Below are 13,785 nucleotides of genomic sequence, written 5' to 3' on the forward strand. Positions count from 1 at the left end.
GCTCGACTTGGCCCAATCGGTGTCGAAACCGCCGAGCTGTGCCAGCGTGACGTGAATTCCGAAGGGGCGCAGCTCATCCGCGAGTGGTCGCGGATGGGTCAGCGGATGTCGGCGGGGTTGATGGTCGCGGCCATGGTTCGGTATCCGGCGTCATTGGGGTGGAGATGGTCGCCGCTGTCGTAGCCGGGAGCCAGACGGTGCGGGTTGGTCGGATCGGCGAGGGCGGCGTCGAGGTCGACGACGGCGTCGTATTCGCCTGCGGTGCGGATCCATTCGTTCACCGCGAGCCGTTTGGCTTCGGCGGCGCTGTTGAAGTAGGGCGAATCCCCGAAGGGGAGGATGGTCGCGCCGAGGACGCGCAGTCCGGCGGCGCGGGCCTGGCGGATCAGGTCGCGGTAGGTGGTGATGAGCTGTTCGGCGGAGACATCGACGACGGTGTCCAGCGCGACCACGCCCGAGCTGAGGCCGATGTCATTGGTGCCCTCCAGGATGATCACGGTGCCCACGCCGGGCTGGTCGAGCACATCGTGGCGGAACCGGGTCAGGGCGCTGTCACCGAGCCAGCTGGAGTCGACGGTGACGCGGTTGCCGCCGATGCCCTCGTTCAGCACGGCACGCGGGGTGCCCGCGGCGGCGAGGCGTTCGGCGAGTTCGTCCGGGTAGCGGTTGTCGGCGTTACCGGTGGAGCCGACACCGTCGGTGATCGAATCACCGAAGGCCACCACGGCGGAGCGCGACGGCGCGACATCCGCGACGTCCACTCCGGCCAGGTAGTACCAGGATTGGCTGGTCTCGGTGAACGCCGCGGCGGTCGCGTCGGCGCGGTGGTCGCCAGCGGCCCGGAAGCTGGTGGCGAAGGACTGGGCGTGCTGGGTGGCCGGGCCGGTCGGTTCGGCCAGGTACAGCGTGATGGTCACCGACTCCAGCGGCGCCAGCGGCAGCGCGACCGGATCGGTCGCGAGATCGTCTCCCGGCGCGATGCGGAACGACGGTGCGAGACCGACCGTCAGATTCTGCACCGTCTCCGGACGGATCGCGCCATCGGCGGCGCTGCGGGCAATGGTCGCGCCCGCGACCGCGAGCGGTGCCGTCCCGTACCGGTTGGTCAGCCGGACCCGCGTGGCCGGACCGCCGTCGCTGACCCGAACCACCTGGCGCACAGTCTGATTCGCGAATCCGGCTTCGGCCCAATTGGCCACGAATGCCTTGCTCGGCCGATGCGCCGAGGTCGCCCAGACCGTCGTCCAAACGCACTGTTCCGGTGGCGTCGCACTCGCGGTGACAACGGCGGCGGGCAACAACAACAGCAGCATCGTTACCAGGGCGCGAACTGTACGCAAGACGAGATCCATTCTGTTGCGGTCTGGTCCGTATCACCGGACCGTCCACACAACCACCCAGCCCGAATCCACATTCCCCCCATACCCCGAAGAGACCCTCACCACACCCCGCTCCCGTCGGGGGCGATGCTCTCGCACACGTTCGCATGCGGAACTCGGCGCGGCGGGCGGTACGTCGCTATGCGCCGTGCTCGGGAGGTTTGCGGCAGCCGCGCCGGGATTTTTGGTCAGTGGGCGCGGAGGGATTCGGCCTGTTTTTGGATGCCTTCGGTCATGCCCGCGAATCCGCGCTGGAGGTTTTTGCCGAGGACGGCCACGACCACAGGGTGCAGCCAGCCGCCGAGTTCGAAGTGGGATTCGTAGCGGGTGCGGTCGGGGCCGAGTGGGGTTACTCGGTGTGCGCGCAGGCTGTGCAGGGCTCCGAGCGGGACCGGCTTCATCGAGTAGCTGAGTTCGGTGCCAGGGGTGTGCGAGACCATCCATTCGCGCTGGCGGCGCGGTTTGCCGCCGGAGAGCGCGACCAGCATGTCGATCGGCTCGCCGGGGACGAGGGTGCTGCGGCATTCGATGCAGAAGGGGTTCCACTCGCCGTAGCGGCGGAGGTCGGTGATCACCTGCCACACCAGTTCGGCGGGGGCGTCGATCTCCACGGTGGCATCGATGACAAAGGGCATGGTTAGCAAATTAGAACAAGTTCTAAAGCTGATCAAGCCTCGCAGCAGCGAAGTCGCGGGTCAGCATGCGCCCATAGCGGTGCCCTGATCGGTGCCGTAGCGGTGGCCGTGGCCCGGCGGCGCGTTCAGAGCGGCGAGCAGATCGGCGCTGGTCTGTAGGAAGCTGATCACCGGAAGCCATTGCGGCACAGGGGCGTCCACTCGCACATCGCGGAGTTCGGGTGCGCGCCACAGCAGCGACGGCGACCAATGCACCACCGGATCCGAGCTGTTGGCGAGTACCGTCGCACCCGCCCGATGCACCTGACCGGCGGGCGGACCCGCCCATAGCGTTGCGCAGGTCCGGCGGTCCTGGTCGGCGTCATCGGCGAATACCGAGCTGCCGCCGAGCGCGCCGAGGCTCTGCCCGTATACGTAGAGCCTGGGCTTGTGGTCGAGTGTGTCGATGCGGCGCTGCACGGCATCGAACAGCGCTCGTGCGTACGCGACCGCATCGTCGCGCCCGAAGACGAAGGTCACCCAACTGGGGGCATAGGAGTACTGCATCCCGACGAGGGCGACATCACCGCCGAAGCGTTCGTGGAAGCCGCGAACCGCATTCGCATCGATCCACCCGGACCCGGTCGGCACCGCGAGCACGATATTCGACCGTTCGAATCCGCCGGACCGTTCCAGCTCTCGAATGGCAAGGGCCACCCGGGAAGCGAGATCGGGCGCGGAGTCGAGTCCGACGTACACCCGGATCGGTCCGGCGGGCGATCCGGTGACGAACTTGCGCCCTTCCGCACCCAGTGACGACCAGCTGATCGCGGATTCGGCGCTTCCGGACCCGGAGTACGAAACCGGTTGTACCAGTGCCGGATCGATCTCCGCATTGGCTGCGGCATAGGCGCTGCGTCGCCAGTCGATCGCCGCAGGTACCCCGACGAGGTAGAGCACCGACGCCGCAGCCAGGCCCACTGCGATGCTGCGCGCCCAACCCAACTTCCGGATGAACCACCCGATCGCTCGGGCGATTCCGATGAATACACCGACGATTACCGCGGATATGGACCCCCAGCGCACCCAATAGTCCGGACCGATCAATGCCGTATCCATCGCTGTACGCAACTCGTTCTGCCAATGGGTCGCCTGGGCGGCCATGCCGATGACCGCGAGCACGGTCGAACCGAGCAATGGCCCGCGGAATCGATGCAGCCGCCGGTTGATATCGAAGGGCCGCAAAGCAAATCGAAGTAATCCCGCAATGGCCAGTGCGACAACGACGGCCAGCCCGGTCAACATGGCTTGGGCACTGGATGTGCGCGGAAGCAGACCGGGCATCAGCGATATCGAAGTGCCGATACCGATGGCGAGTGTCGTGCCGATCCGCGGCCGCGTAGCACGGTGGAACCCTTTGGCGGCCAGTGTCCTCCATGTGTGTTCCCGACCCGGACGATACGTCTCGCGGCTGCTGCTGTCGGCGATGGGGGGTGATGCGTTCGTGCTCGAATCATTCGGGGCCGACACCGGTCTGAGCGCGGTCAGCGTGCTCATTTCTGAACCGCCAGAGCGCCGAGATGATTCGTGAATCCACCCGCGCGGCGATGTCGAGCCCGTGCTCCCGCATAGCCGAGCCGCCGCCTGATGGACGGCAGGAATCCGGCCGCCGCTAACCCGATCAGGCCGCCACCGACGACCCAGCCGTTTCGCCCGGAATCCCCTGCCCCGAAAGCGGATTCGACAACCGGCGCGCCATATTCCTGCCGCCGCGAATTCAGATCGACGAACGTACTCGCGATACTCGCCATCGCATCGCACCGAGCCCGCGAAAACTCGTCCTCCCGAGCCGCACACGCCTCGTGCATATGCGCGGCCAGCGTCGCATCCAGCGCCTGCCTGGCCCACCCGCCGAGCGGCTGGTCTCGCGCGTCCGCATAGCGCAGCAGGTCGTACCCCAAATCGTGTGCCTTACAAGCCGTTTCGAATTCGCTGGGCAGTGTCACCGGCGACGAGCACCCGCCATCCGGATTCACCACCAGCCCGTCGACAACAGCAGGCCGATAACCGAACCGCGCCGTGAAATCGGCGGGAATCACCGCGGTCGAACCCGACCCCGAGGTCAGCTCGACCACCGCCGCACCGGCCGAAGCGTTCTCCACCGGCCGCTCGACCGTGGCGGCATGCGCCGCCGGCGCCAGCATGATGGTGGCCGCCATGGTGGTCAGCGCGGCCGCGGTCGATGCGGCACTGCGTCGTGCGATGGATCGGGTTCGGGCATCGATGGTCGATGTGCTCATGGTGCTCGACGCTAGGAATCCACGCCGCTACGCCACCTCACGCCGCGGAGCGGTTTACCGGCCCGTGCCGTCGGGGGAGCGCGCGCGGGTCCTCCCACTCCGGTACTGGAGCGGAATTCACCCGTGGGTATGAGGACCCCGACCGCCCGGCTTCCTACTGTCGTAGCCATGAGGGAAAATCGTGGTAGCTGGATCAAGGGGATGAACGCGCGGATGTGGTTCGACGCGTTCACGGTGCTGCTCGCGGTGATTTTCTACGCCGTCGCCTGGCCGACCCTGCACATCACCCACGACGTACCGATCGCGGTGCAGCCGTTCATCGCCGCGCTCGCCGCGTTCCCGATCCTGCTGATCCGGCTCAACCCGGCGCTGGGCTGGGCGATATCCGCGGGCTCGGCCCTGCTCATCGCCCTGGCCATACCGAATCAGCCGAACAATGAGATCCCGATCCAGGTCGTGCACATCCTCTGCCTGTTCGCGCTGCTCTTCGCGGTGGCCCTGCGAGCGGCGGTCCCGATCGTCGCGGTCGCCTGGGGTGCGACCTCGCTGCTGCTGGCCACCACGATGACCAGCGCCGGCGATATCTCCGGCGCCGCGTGGGCCTGGCCCATCGCGTTCGCCGCCGTCGTGCTGTTCGCGATGCTGGTGCGCTGGCTGGTGCAATCGCGCCAGCAGTTGCTGGCTCAGGAGGAGGAGAACGAACTGGAGCGGGCCCGGCGCGCCATTCTGGAGGAGAAGGCCCGCATCGCCCGCGACCTGCACGATGTCGTCGCCCACCACATGTCGCTCGTCGTGGTGCAGGCCCAGACCGCGCCGTATCGGGTCGAGGGCGTGACGCCCGCCGCCCGCGCGGAATTCGAATCCATCGGCGCGACCGCCCGCGAGGCATTGAACGAGATCCGCGGCATGCTCGGTGTACTGCGCAGCGACGGCCAACTGCCAGAACACGCACCGCAACCGAAGGCCGCCGATGTAGTCGGACTGTTCGAGGGTGCCCGTCGCGCCGGTGTCCGCATCGAATGGACCGTCGACGGACTGCTGGATCAGGTACCGGATTCGGTCGGCCTCGCGCTGTACCGGATCGTGCAGGAGTCGCTGTCCAACGCCTCCCGGCACGCCCCGGGCGCGCCGGTGCGGGTATCGATCGTGATCGGCGGCGACGCACTGCAGTTGAGCGTCGGCAATGCCCTGAGCGCTACTGTCGCCCGCCCGGTCGGCAATGGCGGCCACGGTCTCGCGGGCATGCATGCGCGTGCGCTCGCGGTCGGCGGCGAGGTGTCGGCGGGCCCGCGTGCGGACGGCGGTTTCGAGGTCCGGGCGCGGCTGCCGATCGCCGCGACTGCGGAAATCGGACCCAGATCGGCGACAACTGCGGCAATCGGCGCTGCCAACGACGTCTGACCATCGGCACGACGACGGAATACCGGCATCTCCGCGACGATCTGTATTGTGACTCTTTGCCTACCGGGCAACTGATTTCGTTAGTACACGGGTAACTCGTCGGGCACGCCAAAAACTGGTGTTGCACCTGAACGCTACCCATCACGCGCCTGACTGGTATGGCCTGAATACGCGGAGAGGCGGACGAGCTGCCGATAACTGTTCTGATCGCCGACGACCAGGCCATGGTGCGTCAAGGTTTCGGCGCTCTGCTCGCCGCGCAATCCGATATCAGCGTGGTCGGTGACGCGCCGGACGGAAAGGTCGCCGTCGCCGAGGCCAAGCGGCTGCGCCCTGATGTGGTGCTGATGGATGTGCGCATGCCGGAGATGAACGGACTCGACGCCGCACGCGTCATCCTCGCCGCCGGATTCGACCCGCCCGTGCGGGTGCTCATGCTGACCACCTTCGATATCGACGATTACGTCTACGAGGCGCTGAGCATCGGCGCCAGCGGGTTCCTGCTCAAGGACGCGCCCGCCGAGGAGTTGGTGCGCGCGGTGCGGGTGGTCGCCGACGGCCAGGCACTGCTCGCCCCGACGGTCACCCGCCGCCTGATCGCCGATGTCACCCGCCGCCGCGCCGCGAGCCGGGTCAAACCCACACCCGCGCTGGCGTCACTGACCCCACGTGAACGCGAGGTGCTGGAGTTGATCGCCAAGGGCATGTCCAATACCGAGATCGCCACCGCACTGTTCGTCGCCGAGCAGACCGTGAAAACCCATGTCTCCAAGGTATTTTCGAAGTTGAATCTGCGCGACCGCGCGCAGGCGGTGGTACTCGCCTACGAATCGGGTCTGGTCACCCCTGGCTAGCGCGGCTGCGGCTGGCACTTACCGCCGTTGAGATCGTCGAGGTGTCGCGAGAGCAGCCGGGCCAGCCGGTCGAGTAGGTCGGTCGCATCCTCGAAGGTGCCCGAATCCGCCTGTGCCGCAAGCGCGACCGCGACACCGCCCGATCGAGTCGGCACGATGCCGAACTGACGGACCGTATAGACGCCGGTTTCGTCGTCGGGCCCCCAGCCGCCCTTGAATTCGGTGCCCTCGATGGTGCCGAGACCCCAGCGCTGTTCCGGCGTGATCTGTTCCATCAGCTCGACCACGGTGGCCGACTCGGGCAGGCACGGCAGCTGCGAGGCGAAGCGCACCTGATTCGCCAGCGTCCATTCGGTCGCGCCGAATGCGGTGTAATCCAGACTGGTCTTCGGTCCGTACACGTTGGTCAGCGCGTCACCGGCCTCGTCGAGGACGCCCTGGACCGCGCGCGCGGCCTCTTCGCCGTCACCGAGCGACTCCCAGAGCGCTTCGGCCGCATCGTTATCCGAGACGGTGATCGCCTCGTGCGCGTATTCCGCGACACCGGTCGGGTCGTGCCGCAGCGCCGCGATGGCCAACGGCACCTTGATGGTGGACCAGGCGACACCGCTGGTCCAGTCGCCGAAAATGGTCATCCGGCCGCCGCCGACCGGCATGATCGCCATCCCGACCTGCCCGAGCAGATTCGGCTGCAACTGGGTGAAGTCGGCGGCCAGCGAATCGGGCCGCGAGATCGACCAGCCGGGATGCCAGGATCCGGGGCGTTCGACAGGTAGCGTCGGCTCCGCGGGTGCGTCATGGATGCTGGGTAAGAGCGAACAGGAGGTGAGTGTGACCAACACCGTGAGTGCCGCGCCGCGCAGCGCCACCCGATAATTCACCATCGTTCTTGTAGACCTCACCGCCGCGTTCTTCGCGCCACCACAACCTGACACCCGTTGTTCCATCGGCGGTGCGAAAAACATCCTCGTCACACCCGCCCGGTCGGTGACCGGACGTCGCGCGATCAGCACCGGGTCATGCCAGCGGCTGACACGGTGATGACGCGCTGTTGATAGTTTCGCCGATTTTCCCGGAGAATTCGAAACGGCGTGGCCAAGGGGCTACCCGGTAGGCTCACAACCGCCGTAGCGACTGCTTGCAGGTCGCTCGAAAAGATCGGCTTACGCGCTCGGACGACCGATGTCCGATGGCCGCAGTCACCTGAAGGGGGTCGCGTTGCTGAACAGCGGTGAGGTGTTCGCCGGGTTCACCGTGGAGCGGCTGCTCGGCCAGGGGGGCATGGGCTCGGTATACCTGGCCAGACACCCCCGTCTCGGTAAGCAGACGGCGCTGAAGCTGCTGAACAGGGAGCTGTTCGCCGACGCCGAGGTGCGTGCGCGCTTCGAGCGCGAGGCCGATCTGGCCGCGCATCTGGACCACCCGAATATCGTCGCCGTCTACGACCGCGGTTCCGAGGACAATCAGCTCTGGATTTCCATGCAGTACATCGACGGCGTCGACGCGGCGACCGTCGACCCGATGACACTGCCGCCGGAGCGGGCGGTGCAGATCATCGAGGGTGTCGCGGCGGCACTGGATTATGCGCACGGCATGGGTGTGCTGCACCGGGATGTGAAGCCCGCCAACTTCCTGCTGGCCCGTTCCAGCGGTGGGCAGGGCGAGCGCGTCTTCCTGACCGACTTCGGCATCGCCCGGTTGCGCGAGGACTCCACCCACCTGACCCAGACCGGCATGTTCAGCGCGACTCTGTCCTATGCCTCGCCGGAGCAGATGACCGGCGCCGAGCTGGACAACCGCACCGATCAGTATTCGCTGGCCTGCGCGCTGTACTGGCTGTTCACCGGCATGGCGCCATTCGACGCGCCCGATCCGAACGACATCATCCGTGGGCATCTGCAACATGTCGCCGCGCCATTGGCGACCCGACGGCAGGGGTTGAATCCCGCGTTGGACGGGGTGCTGGCCAAGGCGATGGCCAAACGGCCCGAGCATCGGTACGCGACCTGTGCGGAATTCGCCGCCGCGGCCCGCAAGGCATTGACCGCGCCACCGGGTGCCACCGTGCAGGTGAATCCCGGCTTCCCGCAGGTGTATCCGGGGCAGCCCGTTGGATCCGCGCCGCCCGCACCGGGATTCGGCGGGGCCGCGGATCAGGGGGCGTTGGTGCAGTCCACGCAGGCGGTCGGGCCCGCTGGATATGGTGCGCCGCAGGGCTATCCACCGGCGCAGCAGCCGGTGGTGCCTGCGGGTTATCCGGCGGCACCTGCGCCGCAGCCGGGTGCACCGTCGCCGCAGGGGACACCGGCGCAGGGGGGTGCGGGGTATCCGATGGCGCCGGCGCATCCGGGGACACAGGGGCCACCGCAGGCCGCGGCGTATCCGGCGGCACCACAGCAGGCGGCTCCGCCTCAGCAGGGGACACAGAGTCCACCGGCTCAGGGGCAACCGATGCAGGCCCCAGCGGCGCAGGGCTCGCCGATTCCGGGCCAGGCGACTCAGGGACCACCGCATCAGGGGCAGCCGCCGTCCGCGCTGCCGCCCGGCGCGGCACCGCCGCCGTTCGGCCCGAATGCCGTTGGCCCGCAACCGACCCCGGACCACGGCCGGAATACCGCGGTGCTGGTCGGCTGGATCGCCGTCGGGATCGTGGTCGCGGTGGTCGCGGCGCTCGGCACGCTCGTGGTCGTCGGCTGGGAGTCGGAAGGACCACCCGATGCGGCAGTACCGCCACCCGCTACCGCCACGACGGCGGCCGCTCCATCCGATCCACTCGCCAAGAGCCGCAGGCTGTTTCCGAATCTGGTGCCGCAGGGCAAGGAAGACTTCGGCGAGGCCTACCAAGACGCGCGCTGCATGGCATCCGAGTCCGGGGAGCCGCTGGGAATCGAGGACGAAACCCTCAAATCCAGTCCCTGGATCACCGCATGGGAATGCCATCGCGAAACCCAGACCACCACCCAGATGAGCTACACCATCCTCGAATACGCCTCCGCCGCCGACGCCCGAGCCGTGGTCCAGGCCCTACCCGCCAATGTCGCGACGGCCGGTAAGAAAAGCGGAATCCCGGTCAACACCCACCGCTGGACCGTGGAAGACCCGCCCGGCCCGCTCCAGCCCTTCTATCACACAGCCAAACTGGTAGTGAGCTTCGAATCCGACCCCGCCCGCGCGAATTTCCTGGTGTACGTGAGCAACCATGGCACCGCCGGGGGAGTGCAAACCGTCCCGCCGACCCCCACCGCCCAGGACGCATTAACTGCCTGGTGGGACGCGGCACCATTGTAATCGCCTACTGGACAGCTGGACTGGTGCCGCCTCAGAAGTCCGGACATTTGGCGCGCAGATGCAGCCAGTCCCCGGACCGAGCAACTCACCCGAGCTGGGCGCATTGCTGTTGAGACCGCGGTCCTGCGCGCGAGCAGATCGACTCGACGACGCCGTGCTCGGACGAGTCGATCACCCATGCCCGCTCACCATCGCGGCGCACTGCACGGCCGTAACGCTTGCCGAACAAAACCAATCGGGCTGTCGCATGCACTGCGGCAGCGCAATTTGAACTCAGTCGACCGCCAATGCCTCCACGATCGGCATCCGTGCCGCACGCAATGCGGGCGGAATCGATCCGAGCAGCGCCAATGCCAGTGCGGCGGTGCCGTACACCAGCAGCATCGGGCTCGGCTGATACGCGATGTCGATTGTCAGCGCGTGCCCGACGGCGACCGTCGCCAGATACTGGATCGCGGCACCGGCCGCGAGACCTATTGCCGCGCCGATGAATCCGATTCCGACGGCCTCGGCGAGCACCGAGCGCAGCAGGAATTTGCGGCTGGTGCCCATGGCGCGCAGTACGCCGAGTTCGCGGCGGCGTTCCAGGACCGAGAGCATCAGGGTGTTCAGCAGTGCCACGGTGGACACCAGCACCACGATCCACAGAATGGCGTAGCTGATCGCGGAGCCCTGCCGCAGGCTGGAGGAGATGGCGACGACCGCCTGCGCGCCGGTATCCACATGGATATCGGCAGGCACCACCCGTCGTACCGCGGCCCGCACCGCCGACTTGTCCACACCCGGTTGGAAATGCACCGCGAGCACGGTTTCACCCGGTCGCTCATACCACGCGCGCATCTGGTCGAGATTCATCACGACCACGCCCGAGATGGCCGAGATGTACGGAATCACATCCAGCACCCGCACGGTGTGGTTGCCGGTCGGGGTCGGCAGGGTCAATTCGGCCCCGGCGCTGACGCCGAGCGATCGCGCGACATCCCGGGAGATCGCCACACCGTCCCCGGCGGCCAAGTGGGCCATGACTTCTCGGCTCACCGAGCCGGTCTCGGATTCGTTCGCCTCGCTCGGATACCCCTGCAGCATCACCCGCCCGGTGCCGAGGGTGGCGAAGGCCATCTGCGCGGGCCCGACCTCCCTGACCCCCGGCACCTCGGCGATCTTCTCGCGTAATCCAGTGGGCAGCAACGGACCCGTAGGGAACTGCTCCATCGAGCTCGTGCTGACGAACAGATCGGTATCGCCGAAGCCCGCGAAGGAAGCGGTGGCCGAATCGACCATATTGCGCGAGCCCCCGCCCATCGCGACCGTCGCGGATACACCGATCATCACCGTCATCGCGGTGGCCCACACCCGCCGCGGTGCCCGTTCGAGGGTGGTGGCCCCGAGGGTGCCCGGTGCGCCGAAGCGTCCGGCGATCGCCGCGGCGGCCCGTACGAGCGGTCCGGTGGCGGCGAAGCACAGCGTCACCGCCCCGGCGAACGACATCGAGATCGACGCCAGCGACAGGCGCCCCAGATCGGCCTCGGCAATGACGATCGCGCCGACGATGAGGCCGACGCCGAGCACGATCGAGGACCAGCGCAGTGCGGCACTCGTCGCATCGGTGCGCGCCACGCCCACCGGCGCCAGCGCCTCGATCGGTTCGACCTTGTACACCTGCCGCGCCGCGATGGCGGCCGCAAGCACACTGGCCACCACACAGGCGCCGACCGCCACCGGAATCGCGTACCCGGGCACCATATATTCGGTGCGCGCCTCCACCGACTGCATGATGGCGGTGGGAAGTTTGCCGATCGCGACACCACCCATGGCGGCGCCGACCACCGCGCCGCCCAACCCGCCGAGCACGCCGAGCAGCGCCGCCTCGACCAGCAGATCACGCACCATCGGCCCGCGCTTGCCGCCGATCGCCCGCAGCATGGACAACACCGGCCTGCGCTGGGCGACCGCCATACTCATCGCGTTGTAGATCAGGAATGCCGAGACGATCAGCGCTGCCGCCGAGGCCATCAGCGTCGAATACCGCACGATCTGGATGGCGCCACCGGCCTGTGCGGTGCGCAACCCGGGGTCGGCGACCACGGCGCGGCCGTCGACCACCTCGGTCAGCGTCTCGCGCAACCGGTCGACATCGGTGCCGTCGGCCGCGATGATCTGAATGGAGTCCAGGCGTCCGACGCGGTCGGTGAGTTTCTGCGCGAGCCCGAGCGGGGCTGCGATGATATGGCCGCCGTTGAGTTGCTTGGCGGACTTCTTATCGAGAACCGCTGCGACGGTGACGGTTCCGGATCCGAGCGGGAATTGTTCGCCCTCGGCGCGGCCCATCCCGGATCCGACCAGGACACCGTTCGGCACGGTGAGCAACTTGCTCGCCTGTGCGGCCATCGGCCCGCCCAGATCGCTGCCGAGTGCGGTAATGCTGGTGTCGGCGCCGATCAGCAGCGCCTTATCCGCGCCGGATCCGACCTGCGCGCGCAACATCGGCACCGCCTTGTCGACGCCGGGGGTGGTCGCGACGCGTTGCAGTTCCCGCTGATCGAACCCCGCGTCGGTGATCCCGGTGACCTCCAGCACGGCCTTGCCGCCGAGACTGTGGGTGAGCCGATCCACCGAACCGGTGACCGAACCGGAAATGCTGAACACCGCGACCAGAAGCGATGCCGAAATGGACATCACCGCCAGCGACATGATGGTGCGGCCGCGGTGGGCGAGCAGTTCACCGATATTGAACAGCCGCAGCCGATCCCATGCCGCGCCGATCATGCGCGCACCGACCGCGTGGCGATATCGACCTTGTCATTGGAGCCGATCTGCCCGTCGCGCAACGTGATCACCCGGTCGCAATATTCGACAGCGTCCATATCGTGGGTCACCATCACCACCGAATTACCGTCGCCCGCGATATCGCCGAGCAGTTTCAGGATGGACGCACCGGTCTTGGAATCCAGATTGCCGGTCGGTTCGTCGGCCAGGATCAGCGGCGGATCCATGATCAGCGCCCGCGCCACCGCGACCCGCTGCATCTGACCGCCGGACAATTCGGCGGGGCGATGGGCGGCGCGCTCACTGAGCCCGACCAGGTCGAGCAGTTCCAGTGCGCGCGGTTTGGCCTTGCGCAATCCGGTGCCGTCCAACAGCTTCGGAATCGCGACATTCTCCCAGGCGGTGAGGGTCGGCAGCAGATTGAAGAACTGGAAGATGAAACCGACACGGTGGCGGCGGAATTCGGACTGCCGCTCATCGTCGAGGCCGCCGATCTCCTCGCCTTGGAAGCGGATCGACCCCGAGTCGGGAGTATCGAGTGCGCCGAGCAGATGCAGCAGCGTGCTCTTACCCGAGCCGGACGGCCCGATGATCGAGGTGAATTCACCGGATTCGATGCGCAGGCTGATGCCGTCCAGTGCTCGCACCGCCTGTTCGCCGACGCGATATTCCTTGGTGATATCCGTCAGTTCCAGCATGGCCTGGTTCGACATGGCGGTCCCCCACCCTCTTTCTCAACTATTCGATCTTGGTCGATTGTGCTGCACCGCGGTGTCGCACCGGCGCGTTATCGTGCCATCGCCTCGGCTGCCTGAGCCTTGCGGCGATATTGCGCGTCGAGCACGGCGCGCAGGACCGGTTGTTCGGCAGCGAGTTCGAGATAGGCCTCGACCGCGGATTGGCCCTGCACCAGCGCCTGGTCCAATTTCGCGTCGAGGTGGATATTCCACCGATATCGCAACGCGAGCAAGAGGCCCTCCGGTCCGCCGAACAACCGGTCCAGTTCCGGGATCTCCGCGAACAGGTCGGGACTGGCCGGATCGATGGCCGCGCGGGTGAGCACGGTGCGCACGATCTCGGTTCGACGGTGGTGATCTTCCCATCCATTGCGACTGCCGTGTCGCTCGAATTGGCCGTAGCGATTGCTTGCAGGTCGCTCGAAATGATCGGACATCGCATATGC

At 67.2% G+C, this 13,785-nt stretch carries 11 protein-coding genes; 3 read left to right on the forward strand and 8 right to left on the reverse strand.

Going from position 1 to position 13,785, the window contains the following annotated elements:
* Nucleotides 1–98 precede the first annotated feature (98 nt).
* The 4 genes from ACQP1T_RS10365 to ACQP1T_RS10380 all read right to left on the reverse strand — a co-directional run bounded on the left by ACQP1T_RS10365 (nt 99) and on the right by ACQP1T_RS10380 (nt 4,293).
* A complete protein-coding gene (locus ACQP1T_RS10365; protein ID WP_433759721.1) occupies nt 99–1,340 on the reverse strand; it encodes an SGNH/GDSL hydrolase family protein in 1,242 nt (413 codons plus the stop codon).
* A gap of 227 nt (nt 1,341–1,567) precedes the next feature.
* Nucleotides 1,568–2,014, reverse strand: a complete 447-nt coding sequence (locus ACQP1T_RS10370) for an SRPBCC family protein (RefSeq protein ID WP_433759722.1) — start codon at nt 2,012–2,014, stop codon at nt 1,568–1,570.
* A gap of 60 nt (nt 2,015–2,074) precedes the next feature.
* A complete protein-coding gene (locus ACQP1T_RS10375; protein WP_433759723.1) occupies nt 2,075–3,337 on the reverse strand; it encodes an alpha/beta-hydrolase family protein in 1,263 nt (420 codons plus the stop codon).
* Between the two features lie 209 nt (nt 3,338–3,546).
* A complete protein-coding gene (locus tag ACQP1T_RS10380) occupies nt 3,547–4,293 on the reverse strand; it encodes a hypothetical protein (RefSeq protein ID WP_433759724.1) in 747 nt (248 codons plus the stop codon).
* A 168-nt stretch (nt 4,294–4,461) separates the two neighbouring features.
* Here ACQP1T_RS10380 and ACQP1T_RS10385 point away from each other — a divergent pair, with 168 nt between their 5' ends.
* Together ACQP1T_RS10385 and ACQP1T_RS10390 are read left to right on the forward strand one after the other, a co-directional pair.
* Nucleotides 4,462–5,694, forward strand: coding sequence for a sensor histidine kinase (locus ACQP1T_RS10385; protein WP_433759725.1), 1,233 nt, complete (start codon nt 4,462–4,464; stop codon nt 5,692–5,694).
* Nucleotides 5,695–5,882: 188 nt separating this feature from the next.
* A complete protein-coding gene (locus ACQP1T_RS10390) occupies nt 5,883–6,548 on the forward strand; it encodes a response regulator (RefSeq protein ID WP_433762127.1) in 666 nt (221 codons plus the stop codon).
* On the opposite strand, the gene ACQP1T_RS10395 is transcribed toward ACQP1T_RS10390, so the two are convergent.
* Entirely contained in the window at nt 6,545–7,432 is an 888-nt protein-coding gene (locus tag ACQP1T_RS10395; protein ID WP_433759726.1) for a hypothetical protein, read from the reverse strand. The two genes, ACQP1T_RS10390 and ACQP1T_RS10395, sit on opposite strands and share 4 nt — an antisense overlap.
* Before the next feature lie 298 nt (nt 7,433–7,730).
* Here ACQP1T_RS10395 and ACQP1T_RS10400 point away from each other — a divergent pair, with 298 nt between their 5' ends.
* Entirely contained in the window at nt 7,731–9,836 is a 2,106-nt protein-coding gene (locus ACQP1T_RS10400; protein WP_433759727.1) for a protein kinase domain-containing protein, read from the forward strand.
* A gap of 273 nt (nt 9,837–10,109) precedes the next feature.
* Here ACQP1T_RS10400 and ACQP1T_RS10405 read toward each other — a convergent pair whose 3' ends face one another.
* The 3 genes from ACQP1T_RS10405 to ACQP1T_RS10415 all read right to left on the reverse strand — a co-directional run bounded on the left by ACQP1T_RS10405 (nt 10,110) and on the right by ACQP1T_RS10415 (nt 13,776).
* Nucleotides 10,110–12,602: an ABC transporter permease gene (locus tag ACQP1T_RS10405; protein ID WP_433759728.1), complete on the reverse strand. Its 2,493-nt coding sequence runs from the start codon at nt 12,600–12,602 to the stop codon at nt 10,110–10,112.
* Nucleotides 12,599–13,315, reverse strand: a complete 717-nt coding sequence (locus ACQP1T_RS10410) for an ABC transporter ATP-binding protein (protein ID WP_433759729.1) — start codon at nt 13,313–13,315, stop codon at nt 12,599–12,601. The genes ACQP1T_RS10405 and ACQP1T_RS10410 overlap by 4 nt, the downstream gene beginning before the upstream one ends.
* Before the next feature lie 74 nt (nt 13,316–13,389).
* Nucleotides 13,390–13,776 (reverse strand): hypothetical protein, encoded by a 387-nt coding sequence (locus ACQP1T_RS10415; protein WP_433759730.1) that lies wholly within the window; start codon nt 13,774–13,776, stop codon nt 13,390–13,392.
* Between the last annotated feature and the right edge of the window lie 9 nt (nt 13,777–13,785).

The organism is Nocardia sp. CA-135398, from assembly GCF_050955845.1.
GTDB lineage: Bacteria > Actinomycetota > Actinomycetes > Mycobacteriales > Mycobacteriaceae > Nocardia.

Coding starts and splice junctions, on each gene's coding strand:
- ACQP1T_RS10400 (WP_433759727.1), top strand. CDS start 7,731: ATGTCCGATGGCCGCAGTCACCTGAAGGGGGTCGCGTTGCTGAACAGC.
- ACQP1T_RS10410 (WP_433759729.1), bottom strand. CDS start 13,315: ATGTCGAACCAGGCCATGCTGGAACTGACGGATATCACCAAGGAATAT.
- ACQP1T_RS10395 (WP_433759726.1), bottom strand. CDS start 7,432: ATGGTGAATTATCGGGTGGCGCTGCGCGGCGCGGCACTCACGGTGTTG.
- ACQP1T_RS10405 (WP_433759728.1), bottom strand. CDS start 12,602: ATGATCGGCGCGGCATGGGATCGGCTGCGGCTGTTCAATATCGGTGAA.
- ACQP1T_RS10415 (WP_433759730.1), bottom strand. CDS start 13,776: ATGTCCGATCATTTCGAGCGACCTGCAAGCAATCGCTACGGCCAATTC.
- ACQP1T_RS10385 (WP_433759725.1), top strand. CDS start 4,462: ATGAGGGAAAATCGTGGTAGCTGGATCAAGGGGATGAACGCGCGGATG.
- ACQP1T_RS10370 (WP_433759722.1), bottom strand. CDS start 2,014: ATGCCCTTTGTCATCGATGCCACCGTGGAGATCGACGCCCCCGCCGAA.
- ACQP1T_RS10375 (WP_433759723.1), bottom strand. CDS start 3,337: ATGCCCGGTCTGCTTCCGCGCACATCCAGTGCCCAAGCCATGTTGACC.
- ACQP1T_RS10380 (WP_433759724.1), bottom strand. CDS start 4,293: ATGAGCACATCGACCATCGATGCCCGAACCCGATCCATCGCACGACGC.